This is a genomic window from Mesorhizobium sp. YIM 152430 (genome assembly GCF_029210365.1).
Lineage (GTDB): Bacteria > Pseudomonadota > Alphaproteobacteria > Rhizobiales > Rhizobiaceae > Aliihoeflea.
This window is the reverse complement of the sequence record NZ_JARGES010000027.1, coordinates 326,410-342,784: the sequence shown is the minus strand read 5'-3', so window position 1 is coordinate 342,784 and position 16,375 is coordinate 326,410. Positions and strand designations below refer to the sequence as shown.

Annotated in this window: 20 protein-coding genes; 11 read left to right on the top strand and 9 right to left on the bottom strand. The window is 63.9% G+C overall.

What is annotated here, in order from left to right; all coding sequences use genetic code 11:
- Positions 1-12 precede the first annotated feature (12 nt).
- Both PZ895_RS09415 and PZ895_RS09410 read right to left on the bottom strand, forming a co-directional pair.
- A complete protein-coding gene (locus tag PZ895_RS09415; protein ID WP_275838756.1) occupies positions 13-555 on the bottom strand; it encodes a twin-arginine translocation signal domain-containing protein in 543 nt (180 codons plus the stop codon).
- A gap of 80 nt (positions 556-635) precedes the next feature.
- Positions 636-1,031, bottom strand: a complete 396-nt coding sequence (locus tag PZ895_RS09410; protein WP_275838755.1) for a VOC family protein — start codon at positions 1,029-1,031, stop codon at positions 636-638.
- A 221-nt stretch (positions 1,032-1,252) separates the two neighbouring features.
- On the opposite strand from PZ895_RS09410, the gene PZ895_RS09405 reads away from it, so the two are divergent.
- The 3 genes from PZ895_RS09405 (at position 1,253) to PZ895_RS09395 (ending at position 3,279) form a co-directional block, all read left to right on the top strand.
- Positions 1,253-1,558 (top strand): ribbon-helix-helix domain-containing protein, encoded by a 306-nt coding sequence (locus PZ895_RS09405; protein WP_275838754.1) that lies wholly within the window; start codon positions 1,253-1,255, stop codon positions 1,556-1,558.
- Between the two features lie 82 nt (positions 1,559-1,640).
- Positions 1,641-2,891, top strand: coding sequence for a PQQ-dependent sugar dehydrogenase (locus PZ895_RS09400; protein WP_275838753.1), 1,251 nt, complete (start codon positions 1,641-1,643; stop codon positions 2,889-2,891).
- Positions 2,892-2,958: 67 nt separating this feature from the next.
- Complete coding sequence (locus PZ895_RS09395; RefSeq protein WP_275838752.1) at positions 2,959-3,279, top strand: cytochrome c; 321 nt, start codon at positions 2,959-2,961, stop codon at positions 3,277-3,279.
- A 3-nt stretch (positions 3,280-3,282) separates the two neighbouring features.
- Here PZ895_RS09395 and PZ895_RS09390 read toward each other — a convergent pair whose 3' ends face one another.
- Positions 3,283-5,868 carry an ATP-binding protein gene (locus PZ895_RS09390; RefSeq protein WP_275838751.1) on the bottom strand — a complete coding sequence of 862 codons (2,586 nt, stop codon included), beginning with the start codon at positions 5,866-5,868 and terminating at the stop codon, positions 3,283-3,285.
- A 179-nt stretch (positions 5,869-6,047) separates the two neighbouring features.
- On the opposite strand from PZ895_RS09390, the gene PZ895_RS09385 reads away from it, so the two are divergent.
- Complete coding sequence (locus PZ895_RS09385) at positions 6,048-6,746, top strand: flagellar biosynthetic protein FliO (protein ID WP_275838750.1); 699 nt, start codon at positions 6,048-6,050, stop codon at positions 6,744-6,746.
- A 3-nt stretch (positions 6,747-6,749) separates the two neighbouring features.
- On the opposite strand, the gene dksA is transcribed toward PZ895_RS09385, so the two are convergent.
- Positions 6,750-7,166, bottom strand: coding sequence for an RNA polymerase-binding protein DksA (dksA, locus tag PZ895_RS09380; protein WP_024585722.1), 417 nt, complete (start codon positions 7,164-7,166; stop codon positions 6,750-6,752).
- A gap of 193 nt (positions 7,167-7,359) precedes the next feature.
- Here dksA and PZ895_RS09375 point away from each other — a divergent pair, with 193 nt between their 5' ends.
- From PZ895_RS09375 to PZ895_RS09355, 5 genes are all read left to right on the top strand, one after another.
- Positions 7,360-7,854 (top strand): histidine phosphatase family protein, encoded by a 495-nt coding sequence (locus tag PZ895_RS09375; RefSeq protein WP_275838749.1) that lies wholly within the window; start codon positions 7,360-7,362, stop codon positions 7,852-7,854.
- A 70-nt stretch (positions 7,855-7,924) separates the two neighbouring features.
- Positions 7,925-9,379: a YcjX family protein gene (locus PZ895_RS09370; RefSeq protein ID WP_275838748.1), complete on the top strand. Its 1,455-nt coding sequence runs from the start codon at positions 7,925-7,927 to the stop codon at positions 9,377-9,379.
- The gene (locus tag PZ895_RS09365) at positions 9,376-10,440 is read left to right on the top strand and encodes a TIGR01620 family protein (RefSeq protein ID WP_275838747.1); all 1,065 of its coding nucleotides are present in this window, start codon (positions 9,376-9,378) and stop codon (positions 10,438-10,440) included. Before PZ895_RS09370 ends, PZ895_RS09365 begins: the two co-directional genes overlap by 4 nt.
- Positions 10,441-10,558: 118 nt before the next feature.
- The gene (locus PZ895_RS09360) at positions 10,559-11,107 is read left to right on the top strand and encodes a hypothetical protein (RefSeq protein WP_275838746.1); all 549 of its coding nucleotides are present in this window, start codon (positions 10,559-10,561) and stop codon (positions 11,105-11,107) included.
- 80 nt (positions 11,108-11,187) lie between these two features.
- A complete protein-coding gene (locus PZ895_RS09355) occupies positions 11,188-13,029 on the top strand; it encodes a monovalent cation:proton antiporter-2 (CPA2) family protein (protein WP_275838745.1) in 1,842 nt (613 codons plus the stop codon).
- On the opposite strand, the gene folK is transcribed toward PZ895_RS09355, so the two are convergent.
- From folK to folP, 3 genes are read right to left on the bottom strand one after another with little or no spacing between them, the layout of a single operon-like run.
- Entirely contained in the window at positions 13,026-13,547 is a 522-nt protein-coding gene (folK, locus tag PZ895_RS09350; protein WP_275838744.1) for a 2-amino-4-hydroxy-6-hydroxymethyldihydropteridine diphosphokinase, read from the bottom strand. The two genes, PZ895_RS09355 and folK, sit on opposite strands and share 4 nt — an antisense overlap.
- The gene (folB, locus tag PZ895_RS09345) at positions 13,531-13,890 is read right to left on the bottom strand and encodes a dihydroneopterin aldolase (protein ID WP_275838743.1); all 360 of its coding nucleotides are present in this window, start codon (positions 13,888-13,890) and stop codon (positions 13,531-13,533) included. Before folB ends, folK begins: the two co-directional genes overlap by 17 nt.
- A gap of 19 nt (positions 13,891-13,909) precedes the next feature.
- A complete protein-coding gene (gene folP, locus PZ895_RS09340) occupies positions 13,910-14,758 on the bottom strand; it encodes a dihydropteroate synthase (RefSeq protein WP_275838742.1) in 849 nt (282 codons plus the stop codon).
- Between folP and PZ895_RS09335 the strand changes: the two genes are divergently transcribed.
- A complete protein-coding gene (locus PZ895_RS09335; RefSeq protein ID WP_275838741.1) occupies positions 14,757-14,894 on the top strand; it encodes a hypothetical protein in 138 nt (45 codons plus the stop codon). The two genes, folP and PZ895_RS09335, sit on opposite strands and share 2 nt — an antisense overlap.
- Before the next feature lie 19 nt (positions 14,895-14,913).
- The gene (locus PZ895_RS09330; protein WP_275838740.1) at positions 14,914-15,525 is read left to right on the top strand and encodes a DUF922 domain-containing protein; all 612 of its coding nucleotides are present in this window, start codon (positions 14,914-14,916) and stop codon (positions 15,523-15,525) included.
- Here PZ895_RS09330 and PZ895_RS09325 read toward each other — a convergent pair.
- The gene (locus PZ895_RS09325) at positions 15,516-15,836 is read right to left on the bottom strand and encodes a 2Fe-2S iron-sulfur cluster-binding protein (protein WP_275838739.1); all 321 of its coding nucleotides are present in this window, start codon (positions 15,834-15,836) and stop codon (positions 15,516-15,518) included. The genes PZ895_RS09330 and PZ895_RS09325 overlap by 10 nt on opposite strands.
- An 88-nt stretch (positions 15,837-15,924) precedes the next feature.
- Positions 15,925-16,263: an Hpt domain-containing protein gene (locus PZ895_RS09320; protein WP_275838738.1), complete on the bottom strand. Its 339-nt coding sequence runs from the start codon at positions 16,261-16,263 to the stop codon at positions 15,925-15,927.
- Positions 16,264-16,375: the final 112 nt, after the last annotated feature.

The window sequence follows — 16,375 nt, the reverse complement described above, 5'->3', positions numbered from 1 at the left end:
GGTCGAGCGGGGTCAGAGCCACTCGATGTCGTCGAAGCCGCGGGTCATGTAGCCGCCCTGGGAGAAGGACTCGCCTTCGTATCCGAACAGAGGCCACAGTTCCTTCTGGTTGTAGAACCCGACGACCATTCCGCCGCGAACCGTCTGGAAGAAGGGCGTCGCCTCAATCTCATGAAGCAGCTTGACGCGATCTTCCTCCCAGCCGATGCCACGATAGCCGCCCTCGCCTGCCCGCCGGTCGAGATCGGCGATGCCGGTCTCGATCAGTTCCTTGTGGGCTGCGTCGCTGCCCGACTTGGTGTCGTGATCCTTCATCGCGATCACATAGAAGCGCTCGGCCACATGGTCGTGCGGATAGATGTCGCGCGCCATCTGGATGAGCGTCGCCATCGTTTCGGGTTTCAAGGCTGCGGGCTCCATGCCCCAGGCCTGCTGCGGGCTGACGACGGCGCTCCCCGTGACCACAAGAACAAGCGCGGCGCCGCTTCCCTTCAAAAGTGCCCGTCGCGAAAGAACGGGCTCCCTGCCGGGATCTCTTCGATAGACTGTAACCATGGTTTCCTCCCTGGCTTGCTGGTCGCGCCCATCGGCGCGATTGACTGGCTACGGCCGCGCCTCCCAACGCGGCCGCGATCTCAAACGTATCTTCCGTGTCTTTGCAGCACCTCGATCTTGTATCCGTCCGGATCGGCGACGAAGAAGAAGCGGGCGATGAGCCTGCCCTCGTTCTTGAACTCGACGATGTCGCGCGGGGCGAGACCGCTCGCCTTGAAACGGGCGTGTTCGGCATCGAGATCGTCGACGCAAAAGGCGATGTGGCCGTAGCCGTCACCGAGTTCATAGAGATCGGTGCGGCCCTTGTTGATCGTCAACTCGACCTCGAAATCGGCCTCGGCGTTGCGCAGATAGACAAGCGTGAACGTTTCGAAATCGAACCGCTCGGCAATGTCGAGCGCGAATGCCGTCCGGTAGAAGTCGACCGACCTCGCCTCCTCCAGAACCCTGATCATCGAATGGATTGCTTTCGCCAAATCGGCCTCCGAGTGATGATTGTGGATAGGATTATGGTCCGTCGTGACGGCCTGTGGTGGCAGCGGGCTACTACGGATGAAGCGGAGCGCAAATTGCCGTGCTAAAGTACGACTTGCCCTTAAGCCTGCCTTCCCGGACACTTCGAGCGGAGCCGGCAGGCAGGCATGAAGCGGCGCCGATCAATGGGCCAAGAAAAACAATATCTGCGGAGGAAAATGCCATGTGCAGAGTGTTTGCCGGACAAGATCCGGAAGGTTACCGGCCGGTCAACCGCTCGGTGCGGATCGGCGGTCATTCGACCAGCATCCAACTCGAGGCCACGTTCTGGCTGCTGCTGGATGAAATTGCGCAAAGCCAAGGGCTGTCGACGCCGAAATTCCTGTCGAAGCTCTATGACGAGGCGATCGAGATCAATGGCGAGATCCCGAACTTCGCGTCAATGCTGCGCACGACCTGCGCACTCTATCTGCGCGGTCACCGACCGCAGGACGCGGAACTGGAAGCGCTGCGGCACGAGGCGGCATAATTTTCGTGTAGCAGCGGGCTACCACCACTGTTCAACCGCCGGGTCTGATCTTCCTTCCGTAAGGTAATTCTGGGAGGAAGCCATGAAAACGACAAGTCTGCTCGCGGCAGCACTTCTATTGGCGGGTGCATCGACGCTCGCCTTCGCACAGACGCAAGATTCCAATCTCGAGCGGCTGAGCAATTTCCAGACGACGGGAACCAGCGAATTCCAGGTGATCGAGCAGGGCGGCGAGAAGGCCGCGGCGATCCGCAGGATCCTCGAAAAGGTGCGCGTGCCAAGCGGCTTCAAGATCGATCTCTATGCGATCGTCCCCGATGCGCGCCACATGGCTGTCGGGCCGCAGGGGATCGTCACATTCGTCGGCACGCGCAAGACCAAGGTCTGGGCCGTAACCGACCGCGACAAGGACCGGGTGGCCGACGAGGTCAAGGACTTCGCGCCTTCGCTGGCCATGGCCATACCGAACGGGCCGTGCTTCTCGCCGGAGGGTGTTCTCTACATCGCCGAGCAGAACCGGGTTCTCTCCTACCCCGCCGCAGAGTTCTTCTATGAAAGCCCCGACGTCGCGGCCTTCAAGGTGATGGAGACGCTGGTGCCGGAAGCGGAGGTTTCCTACAACCACACCGCGCGCGTCTGCCGCGTCGGGCCTGACGGCAAGCTCTACATCTCGCTCGGCCAGCCCTTCAACGTGCCGCCGCCCGAGAAGAAGGATCTCTACGAGCGCGAAGGCATCGGCGGCATCATCCGGGTCGGCCAGGATGGCAAGGGCCGCGAGGTCTATACGTATGGCGTGCGCAATTCGGTCGGCCACGACTTCAACCCGGCCAATGGCGAACTCTGGTTCACCGACAACCAGGTCGACGGAATGGGGGACGACATTCCGCCCGGCGAACTCAACCGTCAGACGGCAGCGGGTCAGCATTTCGGCTTCCCCTGGTATGGAGGCGGGTCGACCCGGACCAATGAGTACAAGAGCGAGGAGCCGCCGGCCGATACCGTGATGCCGGCCGTGGAGATGGATGCCCACGCCGCCGATCTGGGCATGAGCTTTTATTCGGGCACGCAGTTTCCGGCAAAGTACCGTGGCGGCATCTTCTCGGCCCAGCACGGCTCCTGGAACCGGACGACGCCCGTCGGCGCACGGGTGATGTTTACCGCAGTGAACGAGGACGGCAGCGCCGGCGAGACGGAAGTCTTCGCCGATGGCTGGCTCGACGAGAACGGCGAATATCTCGGCCGGCCCGTCGACGTGGCGCAACTGCGCGACGGATCGATCCTCGTCTCCGACGATCTCGTCGGCGCGCTCTACCGCATTTCCTACGGCAACTAAACGACGCCGAACGACCTTCCGAGCGATTGCGCTCGGGAGGTCGGGGGGCGGCATCACGGGAGCATCCATGAAATATTCAGTTCTTGTCGCAGGCGCGCTGGGCCTCGCGACGTCAGGCGCGTTGGCCGCCGACCCGGCCGAAGGGCGCAAGGTTGCGGCGCGTTGCCAGGCCTGTCACGGCATCGACGGCATCGCTCGGCTTCCCATCGCGCCGAACATTGCAGGCGAAAGCGCGATCTATCTGGCCACGCAGTTGAAGGCGTTCCAGGACGGCAAACGCGAGAATGCGATGATGTCGGTCGTCGTCAAGGATTTGACCGCCGAGCAGATCGCGAATGTCGCGGCGTGGTACGAATCGATCGAGGTAACCGTCAAGATGCCGGAATAGTGCTCACGGCTGGTCGAGCATGTCCTTGACCACCGTCGCAAGCTGCTTGAGGGAGAAGGGCTTCGGCAGGAAGCCGAATTTCGCCTCGGGCGGCAAATTCCTGGCAAAGGCATCCTCGGCATAGCCCGACACGAAGACGAACTTGATGTCGGGCTGGATCTTCAGGAGTTCGCCCAGAAGCGTCGGCCCGTCCATCTCGGGCATGACGACGTCCGAGACGACGATGTCGACCTTGCCGTCGAGTTGGTGGAAGATTTCGAGCGCCTCCACGCCCGACGACGCCTCGTGGACGGTGTAGCCGCGTGACGACAAGGCGCGCACACCGCCCATGCGCACCGCGTCCTCGTCCTCCACCAGAAGCACGGTGGCAGTGCCCGAAAGGTCCTTTGCCGCGCCATTCTGCTTTGCCGCAGGAGCCTCGGCCGGAAGCTCGCCCGCAGCCGTATCGGGCGCGAGCGCGACCGCGACGTGACGCGGCAGGAAGATGCGGAATGTCGTCCCGGTGCCCTCTTCCGAATCGCAGAAGATGTAGCCGCCTGTCTGCTTGATGATGCCGTAGACCATCGACAGGCCAAGACCGGTTCCCTTGCCGACTTCCTTGGTCGTGAAGAAAGGTTCGAAGATTTTCGAGATCACTTCGGACGGAATGCCGGTGCCGGAATCCTCGACTTCGACCATGACGTAGTCGGCCGGCGCCAGTTCACGATAGCCGAATGCGGCGCAGTCGGCCATATGCACATTTCGGGTTCGAACGGCGAGCATACCGCCCTCGGGCATCGCATCGCGCGCATTGACAGCGAGATTGACGACGACCTGCTCGAACTGGCCGATGTCGGCCTTGACCGGCCAAAGATCGCGGCCATGCTCGACGGACAACTGGATGTCCTTTCCGACAAGGCGGACGAGCAGCATCCGCAGATCGGCCAGAACATCGGTGAGGTTCAGCACTTCGGGGCGCAGCGTCTGCTTGCGCGAGAAGGCGAGAAGCTGGCGCACGAGCGAGGCGGCGCGATTGGCGTTCTGCTTGATGTTCATAATGTCGGCGAAAGACGGGTCCGATGGCCGGTGGCTCGTGAGCAGGAGGTCCGACGCCATGATGATGGCGGTCAGGACATTGTTGAAATCATGCGCGATGCCGCCGGCGAGCTGGCCCACGGCCTGCATCTTCTGGCTTTGCGCCATCTGGCCTTCGAGCGCCTTCTGCTCGGTCGTTTCCACGGCGTAGACGATCGCGGCTTCCTCCGCGCCGTCCTCGCCGCCGGCATCGGCGACCGCGTTGATGTAGAAGCGTAGATAGCGCTCCTCGTTGCCGGGCAGGACTGTATCGATGGGCGAGATGTCCGCCTGGCCCTGTTTGGCCGCATCCAGTGCCGCACGGAAGGCATCATGGTTGCGCGCGTGGATGACGCGGTCGAGAGGCGCGCGGCCGTCGATCGCATCGCGGTCGACCACGCTGGAGAACAGCGACAGAAACGGCGCGTTGGTGCGCAGGATGCGCCCTTCGCCGTCGATCCCGGCAATCGCCATCGGGGTCGAATTGAAGAAGCGGGTGAAGCGTATCTCCGAAGCCCGCAACTCTGCGGACGAATCGGTGCCTTCGGCGCGGTTGAGCACGATGGTGCGGCTGGTCGCCGCCACGCCTTCGCGCGAACTTGCGACGCGGTGCATGATGCGCACGGGAATGGCGGCGCCGGAGACCGCCATCAGATCGAGATCGACTACCGCGTCGCGCGTCGTTCCAGGCTCGGCCTTCACCGAGGACAGCAGAGCCATCCCGTCACCGGCCACGATCTGCGACAGACGCACCGAACCGGGCACGAAACTGGCAAGATCGATTCCCAGCCAATCGGCGAGCGTGGCGTTGAGATAGGTCAGGCGATCGCCGGAATCGGATGCGAAAAAGCCCGCCGGGGCATGATCGAGATGGTCGATGGCCTTTTGCAGGTCCAGGAAGAAGCGCTCCTGCTCGGCGCGCTCGTCCGAAATGTCGATGAGGGTCCACAGTGCAGCGGGCTGGCGCATCTCGGGAATTCGGAACGTGCGGGCCGAGGCGCGATACCAGCGCGCGCCGCCCTCGCCGCCGGTGCGCAGCGGACGCGGGAGGCGGAATTCGCCGTCCGCATTGCGGCCGTCGCGGATCGCGGCCGCAAGCTTGTAGATCACCTGCGCGGCTTCGGGACTGTCGGCCAGAAGCGCCTCGATGGTGCGTGTTTCCTCCGGCGACGTCGCGCCGGTGAGGTCGGCATAGGCGCGGTTCGCATAGAGAATGCGCCCCTTGGCATCGGTGACGACCATGCCCTGCGCCGAACTGTCGACCAGCGCACGCGACAGATTGTCGGAGGTCGAGCGTCCGGCAAGATGGACGAAGCCGATGGCGGCAGCGAACAGGAAGCCGACGCCGATCATCGCCAGTACGCCAAGCAGGCCAAGCAAGGTATTCGGGCTCAGCAGATCGTTGAAGACGATCAGGACGACCGCACAGATGACGAGCGCGATGATGAACCCGATCAGCCGCGATAGGGTCGACAAGCGAGCGTTCTGGTCGACGATCGGCGCCGGATTGAGATCGCCGCCATTCTTCTGCGCCATCAAGGCGGTCCCCCAACCGATCGGATCATTCGAGATGACAACCGGCATACATCATCGCAATGCGCGGCTGCAAGGATGGCACGGCGTTGGGGAAAGCTTCGTTCCAGTCTCGACGCAACCGGTTGACGACTGACGCGTTGCGGAGTTTAGCGTCTACTTATTTACGAGCGGAGACAGACATGCCGACATGGTTTGAGGATATTGCGGGCCCCGGATATGCGGGGGCCGTCATGTGGACGCTGGTCGCACTCGTGGCGCTCGGCGTCATCATGCTGATCATCAAGATCGTGCGGAGGGTTTCGGGCGGTTCGTTCGCGTCCGCGGGAAGCTATCGGTCCCGCCTAGCGGTGATGGATGCCGCCGAAGTCGACACGCAGCGCCGGCTCGTGCTGGTGCGTCGCGACGAAGTCGAACATCTGATCATGATCGGCGGGCCGACCGACATCGTGATCGAGCAGAACATAACCGGGCCTGGGCGCAGCGCAGCGCTGCCGGTTGCCGAAGCGCCGGTTGCCAGGGTGCCTCGGACCGAGCGCCAGACCGAACCCACCCGGACCGAGCCGCCTGTTGCCGATTCGCCGCCCATCCATCGGGAGCCGAGCCCGGCGCCTGCCCGCCATGTCGCCGAGGAACCGCGCATCGAGCGACGCCAGCCGCTCGCTCCGGTGGCGAGCGCGACTGGAGCGCCGCGCGCCGAGCCGCGCTCGGAACCGGCCATCGCAGAACGCGTCGCGGCCAGCGAGCCGACCGTCGATGAAGCGATGGTTTCGGAATTCGAGCGGGATTTCCAGTCGACGCAGGCTTCGCAGCGTCGGGAGCCCACGATCGAGGACGAGATGGATCGCCTTCTCAACGAAGCGCCGCGCGAGCGGCGCTGACGCTCACTCGTCGCGATAGACCTTTTCGCGGCGCTCGTGGCGTTCCTGCGCTTCGATGGAAAGCGTGGCAATCGGGCGCGCGTCGAGGCGCTTCAGGGAGATCGGCTCGCCGGTCTCCTCGCAATAGCCATAGGTGCCTTCGTCGATACGCTGCAATGCGGCGTCGATCTTCGAGATGAGCTTGCGCTGCCGATCGCGGGCGCGAAGTTCGATCGCGCGATCGGTTTCGGACGAGGCACGGTCGGCAAGATCGGGGTGATTGGCGTTTTCGCGCTGAAGGATGTCCAGCGTTTCGCGCGCCTCGCGAAGAATGTCGTTCTTCCAAGAAACGAGCTTGGTTCGGAAGTATGATTTCTGCCGTTCATTCATGAACGGCTCATCTTCGGATGGCATATAGTCAGACTCGATAGCCTTGCTCATCAGACTCACCCCACAGAAGCAATCCGGCGCCTATATATTCGGGGGGCCAGCACCGCACAAGCACTAAGAATTGAGCTTTCACGCATTTGTCAGCTTGCCCGAAAGGCGAGATTGAGCCGGCACCAAGGCTTGTGCCTGTCGGGCCGGGACGCTAGTTCGTAGGGTCTTCGGCAGGAAGCGACAGGGGAAACGGATGCTGCGACTTTATCTCCTGCGCCATGCCAAGGCGCGCTGGGCCGAGCCTAGACAGCGCGATTTCGACCGTTCGCTGGATGTCTCCGGGATTGCCGACGCCCAACGGCTCGGCGCTTTTCTGAAAGAACACGGGTTGAAGCCGGCGCGTATCGCGGCCTCCTCGTCGCGGCGCACGCGGGAAACGGTGGCCGCGCTCGACGGGATCGTTCCGGACGATCGGATCGCCTATCTCGACACGCTTTACGAAGCCACCGCCGTCCAGGCTCTGGAAATCGTGCGTGCCGAATCGGACGGCGGCGATCTGATGATCGTCGGCCACAATCCGGTGATGGAGGATTTGGCGGCCGCGCTTGTCGGTGAAGACGCCGATGCCTTGCAGGCCGGATTTCCAACCTGCGGCCTGGCGGTCATCGCCTTCGATGCCGCGCATTCCTCCATCGAGCCGGATGCCGGAATTCTCGAACTCTTCTGGACGCCTGCGGGCGTGAAATAGGGCTCGCCCCTGTTGCGGACGCGCCATCGCACCTATCTCCTGATCTGACAGGCAGCCTGGGAATTCGCATTTGGCATCGCAGACCACCCTGGGCGATGAAGCCCGTCTCGCACTCGAAACCTTCGCCGGGCGCACCGCCGGCCTCCTGTCGCCTTCGCTGCGGCTTGGCGTGACCGGCCTTTCGCGCGCCGGCAAGACGGTCTTCATCTCCTCGCTCGTCCACAACATGCTGCATGGCGGGCGGCTGCCGATGTTCGACGCGATGAAATCCGGCCGGATCGCGAAGAGCTACCTCGAACACCAGCCGGACGATGCGGTGCCGCGCTTCCAGTATGAGGATCATGTCGCCGCGCTTGTCGGCGAGCGCGTCTGGCCGGATTCCACGCGCGCGATCTCCGAATTGCGGCTGACCATCGACTATGAATCCGCCTCCGGCTGGGGCCGGCTGTTCTCGCCCGGGAAACTGTCGCTCGACATCGTCGATTATCCCGGCGAATGGCTGCTCGACCTGCCGCTTCTTGCCAAAACCTATGAAGAATTCTCACGCGACGCGGTGTCCCTCGCCCGGTTGCCGGTGCGCGCGGGACTGTCGGGCGAATGGCGCGAATTGGCCGCGACCATCGATCCTGCGAGCGATGCGGACGAGATGGCCGCACGGCGGCTCGCGGAGGCGTTTACGCGTTATCTCAAGGCCGGCAAGGACGACCGCAGCGCGCTGTCGACCCTGCCGCCCGGACGGTTCCTGATGCCCGGGGACCTCGAAGGCTCTCCCGCGCTCACCTTTTCGCCTCTGCCGGGCCTTGGAGACGAGCGCCCGCCCCCCGGTTCGCTGCACGCCATGATGGCCCGGCGCTACGAGGCGTACAAATCGCATGTGGTGCGGCCGTTCTTTCGCGACCATGTGGCCAAACTCGACAGGCAGATCGTTCTGATCGACGCGCTTCAGGCGCTGAATGCCGGGCCTGCCGCCGTCGCCGACCTGGAACGCGCTTTGACGGAAATCCTCTCGTGCTTTCGTCCCGGCGCGCGCAGCATCCTGACGGACCTCTTCCTGCGCCGGATCGACCGCATCCTGATCGCGGCGACCAAGGCCGACCATCTGCATCACGAAAGCCATGACCGGCTGGAAGCGATCGTGCGGCGGCTTGCCGACCGGGCGATCTCGCGGGCGAGCGCCAGCGGGGCCGAAATCGAGGTGCTGGCGATGGCGGCGGTGCGGGCGACGCGCGAGGGCACGGTGCGCGAGAATGGCGATGCGTTGCCGGTCATCATCGGAACGCCGCTCGAAGGCGAAACGATCGGCCGCGACACGTTTGACGGTGAAACCGAAACGGCGATATTTCCCGGTGACTTGCCGCATGATCCGAAAGTGGCGCTGGAGGAAAGCGGCAGTCGTGCGCCGATCCGTTTCGTGCGATTCCGGCCGCCGAAACTGGAGCGCACGAGCGAAGGCTTGACGCTTTCACTCCCACATATCCGGCTCGACCGCGCGTTCCAATTCCTGCTTGGAGATCGTCTGGCATGAGCCGCGAGCGTGAACCTCAATCCTTTGCCGTGCCGGGTGCAAGGCCCACCCCGACCGTCGCCCTGCCGCGCGAGCCGCGTGCCATTTCCGGACGCGATCTCGAGCGGATCGAAGAAGCCGAGATCGACGTCTTCGACGAAGTCGACACCGAAGCGCCGCCGCCCGCCTTGCCGCGGCGCCGACGCGGATTGCGGCTCGGCCGCGTCTTCGCCGGTGCGTTCGGGCTTCTCGTCAGCCTGGCCGCCGGGCTGTGGGCCGAGCGCGTGATCGCGGACCTTTTCGCACGCTCGGATGCGCTCGGCTTCGTCGGAATCGGACTTGCCGCAATTGCAGCGCTGGCCCTGTTTGCAATCCTCATCCGCGAGGCAGTGGCGCTGGCGCGCCTGCAATCGGTGACGCGCCTGCGCGGCGACTGCGAACGCGTTCTTCGGGACGGGCGATTGTCCGAGGCTCGCGCCTTTGCCGACAGGCTCAAGGCCCATCTGGCGGCGCGACCCGAGACGGCGGCCGGTCGCGCGCATCTCGACGCCTTGCGCGACGATGTGATGGACGGACCCGATCTCGTTCGCCTCGCCGAAACCGAACTCGTCGCGCCGCTCGATGCCGAGGCGAAGCGCTTGATTCTCGACGCGGCCAAACGCGTCAGCGTGGTGACGGCGGTCAGCCCCCGCGCACTGGTGGACGTCGCTTACATCCTGTTCGAATCGGGACGCCTGATCCGCCGCCTCGCCGAACTCTACGGCGCCCGCCCCGGCACGCTGGGCTACTTCCGTCTGGTGCGGAACGTGCTCGCGCATCTGGCGGTCACGGGGGTGATGGCGGTAGGTGACGAATTCGTCCACCAGGTCGTCGGCCAGGGGCTTGCCGCGCGGCTGTCGGCCAAGCTCGGCGAAGGCGTCGTCAACGGCGTGATGACCGTGCGTGTCGGCCTGGCCGCGATGGAAGTCGTGCGGCCCCTGCCCTTCCATGCGGTCAAGCGGCCGAGCGTCGCCGACTTCATCACAAGCCTTGCGTCTTTTGCGACACGGCGCGGACGCGAAGCGCAGGCGCCTCAACAATAGGCTTGCGCCCGCCGCGAAGCTGACTCATTGTCGGGCGCATTGCTGCTTCGTCGTGCAAATCATTAACCATTCGCGGCCAAGCTTGCCCAGCCACGCCACGTTCACAGGTGCCCGTTCGATGACCGTCCTACGCCTCGCCCCTTCCGTCCTGGCGGCCACGGCCGCAACCGTGATCGGTCTTGCCGCGCCCGCGACGGCGTCGGAAAAAGACCGGAAGTTCTTTTCCTCCGTGGAAGGCTCGTGGTCCGGCCCCGGCGAGATCGTCGCCGGCAAATACAAGGGCACCAAGTTCGTCTGTAATTTCACCGGCGCGACGCCGGGAGACAAGATCGGCATGTCGCTCGACGGCGGCTGCCGCGTCGGCCTTTTCACGCAAAAGATGCAGGCCAGCGTCGAGCATCAGGGCCGCGCCGGCTATCGCGGCTCGTTCATGGACGGGTCCGACGGCACCGGCCTCGACGTGGTCGGCGGACGGGTAGATGGCCGAAAGGTCACGCTGACGCTCAATCGCAACCAGCTCAACGGCGCGATGCTCGCCCGCCTGCCCGACGACAACACGATGACCGTAACCGTTTCCGTCCTCGTCGACGAACAGATGGTGCCGGTGATCGGAATGAACCTGAAGCGCGTCGACAGGGGTGCGGTCGGCTCCGTCGCCAATCACTGACGATAGCGCTTTGACGGCTTGACAAGATCGAAACGGACCGGGCCTCATCGCCCGGTCCTTTCGCTTTTCAGGAGGCCGTCATGGCCGTCGAGACTGCCCACGGCGTCGATCTCGTTCCGATCGTCGCGCTACTCGGTGCCGGTGTGATCGCCGTGCCGCTTTTCAAGCGGTTCGGGCTCGATTCCGTGCTCGGCTACCTGGCCGCAGGTATCGTCATCGGCCCGTTCGGCATCGGCCTTTTTTCCGACCCGCAAGCAATCATCCACGTAGCCGAACTCGGCGTGGTCATGTTCCTGTTCGTCATCGGGCTGGAAATGCAGCCGTCGCGGCTTTGGGGGCTAAGACGCGAAATCCTTGGTCTCGGTGTGTTGCAGGTCGCCATTTGCGGTGCGCTCCTGACCGGCGCCGGCATCGCGTTCGGCTTTTCCCCGCTGGTCGCCTTCGTCGCGGGCACGGGCTTCGTGCTCACATCGACGGCCATCGTGTTCCAGATCCTCAATGATCAGGGTGAATTGTCGACGCCCAAGGGCCAACGGATCGTCTCGATCCTGCTTCTGGAGGACATCGCGATCGTTCCGCTTCTGGCTCTGGTCGCCTTTCTGGCGCCGGGGGGCGAAGACGGCGATGCCGGATCGCGTGGCATCGCCATCGCAATCGCGCTTGCCGCAATCGCCGCGCTTGTGCTCGTCGGACGCTATCTGCTCAACCCCCTCTTCCGGGTTCTGGCACAGGCCGAAGCGCGCGAGGTGATGACGGCGGCGGCGCTGCTCGTCGTGCTCGGCTCCGCGCTCTTGATGCAGATGAGCGGGCTTTCCATGGCAATGGGCGCATTCCTTGCCGGGGTTCTCCTTTCCGAAAGCACGTTCCGCCATCAGCTCGAAGCCGATATCGAGCCGTTTCGGGGCATCCTGCTCGGCCTTTTCTTCCTCGGCGTCGGCATGGCGCTCGATCTTTCCGTCATCGTGCAGAATGCCGCTCTCGTGGCCGGGCTCGTCGTGGTCTACATGGTTCTCAAGGGCTTCGGCATCTATGCGATCGCACGGCTGCTGCGCACGCCGCACGGCGAAGCGCTCGAACGCGCCGGTCTGATGGCGCAGGGCGGCGAATTCGCCTTCGTGCTCTTCGCGACGGCGGCTTCGGTCGGCGTCATCGACCAGTCCCTGAACGCGATCTTCACCGCCAATGTCATCCTGTCGATGATCCTGACGCCCTTCGTCATCATGGCATTGCGGCGGCTGATGCCGGAACGGACACTTTCCACCGATGGCGTCGACATTGCGGATGGGCTGGAGGGCAGCGTTCTCGTGATCGGCTTCGGGCGGTTCGGGCAGATCGCGAGCCAGCCTCTGCTGCTGCGCGGCATCGACGTCTCGATCATCGACAATGACGTCGAGATGATCCAGGCGGCGAGCAGTTTCGGATTCAAGGTCTATTTCGGCGATGGAACCCGGCTCGACATCCTGCACGCCGCGGGCATCGGAAAGGTCGAGGCGGTGATGATCTGCGTCGACAAACCGGAGGCGGCTGTTCGGATCGCCGAACTCATCAAGGGCGAATATCCGCTGTTGCCGGTCCTGGCGCGCGCTTACGACCGGGGCTCTGCGATCGCGCTGATCGACACGGGGGTCGAATACCAGATGCGCGAGACGCTGGAATCGGCTTTCCAGTTCGGCGCGCAATCGCTGCGCACAATCGGGATCAACGACGACGAGATCGACGAAATCATGCAGGAAGTGCGGGTGCGCGACGCTGCGCGGCTCGATTTGCAGGTCGCCGGCGGCATCTATGCCGGAAACGCTCTTCTGCGCGGCAACGCGCCGACGCCAACGCCGCTGGCAACGCCCCGCCAAAGCGGTCAGGCGTTGAGTGAGGAGACTGCCGCAATCATCGCGCAGGAAAGGGAAAAAACAGGTTCCCGCTAGCGTCCAGCTCGCCACCAGTCAGGGGCCAGATCGAGGCGTTCGATTCCGCTCACATCCAGGGTTTGTAGCGCCGCGTCGAGCGGGCGGTCCGCGATCATGAGGTGGGGCGCGATTTCCAGCAGCGGCACGAGCACGAAGGCGCGCTCGGCAATGCGCGGATGTGGAACGGTCAGCCCGTCCTCGTGAATGGAGAGATCGCCGTAGATCAGGACGTCGATATCGATGGCCCGCGGCCCCCAGCGCTCGTTGCGCACGCGCTTCAGCGCCCGCTCCGCCGCAAGGCAGGCGTCGAGCAACAGGCGCGGCACAAGCGTCGTCTCGATTTCAGCAACCGCGTTCAGGAAGTCCGGCTGGTCGACCAGCCCCCAAGGCGGCGTGCGGTAGAGCGAGGACACGCGCATGACGGCTATTTCGTGCTCGGCATCGAGCATGGCGAGGGCCGCAGCCATGGCCGCTTGCGGATCGCCCAGATTGCCTCCAAGGCCCAGATAGGCCCGCACCCTATTGCGGCCAGACAATATTGACCTCGACGAAATCAAGGACGCCGGGAACAGGTGCGCTCGGCTTGCGCACCGTGATCGAGGCTTTGGTCACCTGCGGGAAGCGCGCGCACAGCGCCTTGGCCACATCGACCGCAAGTTTCTCGATCAGGAAACGGCGGGCGCCGGTGACGACTTTCTCGATCTCGACGAAGGCCGCGCCGTAGTCGACCGTTCCCTCGATGGAATCGCTGTCGAGCGATCCCTCCGGCACGATTGTCAGTTCGGCATCGATGTAGAAGCGCTGGCCGAGCGTTTCTTCTTCGACGAAGACGCCATGGCGGGCGAAGAACGCGCAGTTCTTCAATCGGATCGTATACATGGTCGAAGGTAATCTCCCGTCAGGCGCGCCGCGCCAGAATGGCATCGGCGACCTTTAACGCGTCGGCGTTGATCGCGACATCATGAACACGAAAAATGGCGGCGCCCGCAAGTCGCAATGCGACGCTCGTTGCCGCCGTACCGACGCCGCGCTCCGCCGCCTCCCGGCCGGTGATCTTGCCGAGAAAGCGCTTGCGCGACGTGCCGACGAGCCATGGGTGGCGAAGTTCGCGCAATTCGACAAACCGCGCGATCAAGGTGATGTTTTCACTGGTGTCCTTGGCAAACCCGAAACCGGGATCGAGGACAATCTGATCGGGCCGGACACCGGCCTCGGCCGCGATTTCAAGCGAGCGGTTGAGAAAATGGAACTGGTCTTCGACCGGATCGGGAAGCTTTTCACGCTCGCGTCCCGTATGCATGATGACGAGACCGGCGCCGGTCTCGGCCGCGATTCCGGCCAGGCCGCGCTCCTTTTGGAGCCCCCAGACATCGTTGACGATATGAGCTCCGGCCTGAATCGCCAGACGCGCGGTATCTGCCCGATACGTATCGACCGACAGGATCATGTCGCTGCGCCGGGCCAGCGCCTCGATCACGGGTAGCACGCGCGCCTGCTCTTCGGCCGACGAGACGGGGTCGGCGCCCGGTCGCGTGGATTCGCCGCCGACATCGATGATGACGGCGCCGGCGGCCGCCATCTCCTCGGCTTGGCGCAAGGCGCTGTCGAGCGCGGCAAACTTTCCGCCATCTGAAAAACTGTCCGGCGTCACGTTGAGGATGCCCATGAGAACCGCGCGCGGACCGAGTGCGAGCGTGCGGCCATGAGCCAGCGGCCAGACGTGTTTGGCGAAGGGATCGATCGACATGGCGTCGCTATGGAACGACGCACCGCTCAAGATCAACGGTTTTCGCGCCTTGCGCAGCAATTCTTCAGCTTTGCGTGCAATCGTGATGCGAATTTTGCGCGTCGAACGTTGCCTCATGCAGGCGCGGGCCGCATGAATGGGCCAAGGAGACGATCATGAAGCACATGCTGGCGGGCGGAATCGCCATTCTTGCGACGACCCTCGTCGCCGACGCAGCTTCGGTGTCGCGCTCCTACAGCTATTTTTCCATAGGCGGTCAGACGCTGAGCGAGATCGAGACCGAGTTGCAGCGGCGTGGACCCCTTCTCGGATCGACCGGCAATCGGCATCCCGGCGCCACGCGCATGGAGTTCAAGACGCGCATCGGCTACCAGGAAGACGGCCGTCGATGCAGCGTGAGCGAGGCCGATGTGCGTATTTCGGCCGAAGTCCACCTGCCGCGATGGCGCAACCGACGCGGCGCGCAGATCGATACCGCCTTGATGTGGGACACGCTTTCGGCCGACATCAGGCGCCACGAGGAAGGACATATCGTGATTGCCCGAACCTATGCGCAGCGCATGGAAGAAGCGCTGCTCGGAGTGCGCCACGCGTCATCGTGCCAGGAGGCTGCGGCAGCGGCGGAAGGGATCAGCAAGCGCCTGCTCGCCGAACACGACGCCGAACAGGCGCGTTACGACAATGTCGAAAGCATCAATTTCGAAAGCCGGATGCTGCGGCTTCTGGAATACCGCCTCGAAAAGATCGAGGACGGGCGTCAGCCCTGACGTTCGGGAACGTGAACGGTGAGCCCGTCCAGCGCGTCGGCGACCCGGATCTGGCACGACAGGCGCGAGGTCGGACGCACGTCATAGGCAAAGTCGAGCATGTCCTCTTCCATCGCCTGCGGCTCACCAACAGCCGGGGACCATTCCTCGTCGACATAGACATGACACGTCGCGCAGGCGCACGCGCCGCCGCATTCGGCCTCGATGCCCGGCACGCCCGCCTTGATCGCATTTTCCATCACGGTCGAGCCGTTTTCGGCCTCAACGTCGAAGCGCGTGCCGTCAAAGGCGACAAAGGTAAGCCTGGTCATTGAAAAACCTGTCGAAAAGTGGCGCGTTCATTGTCGGCGCGGGGCCGGCGCACGTTGCGGCGATGACATAATGGCTGGAAACCGGGTGTCAACCCGGATGCGACTCCCGCCGCCCGACCTCTTCCCTCAGCAAGGCAGTGATGCGTGAGAGGCGGTCCACGATCGTCCGGTCTGCCAGAGGCGATTCGAGCGCAACGGCACAATCGGCCACCGCCGGGATGCCGAGCGAGCGCGCCGTCCCCTTGAGGGCATGGGCGATCGCGATCCGCCTTTGCGGCCCGGCATCGGCGAGTTCGCGCAAGGCCGCATCGAGCTGCACGACGAACATCCCCAGAAGTTCGGCGGCAAGACGTGGATCGCCCATGGTCTGACGGTCAAGATGCCGCCCGTCGATCAGGTCTGTCCGCGAATCGTTCATCTGTGTCATTCCGGGATCGTGTATGCGCCATATGGATGGTCGGTTAACGCGGGCGGGCGCATTGGCAGCAAACTGCCAAGGAATCTTTCATCTGCGTTGAGCGCCATTAACCTTATGTTTA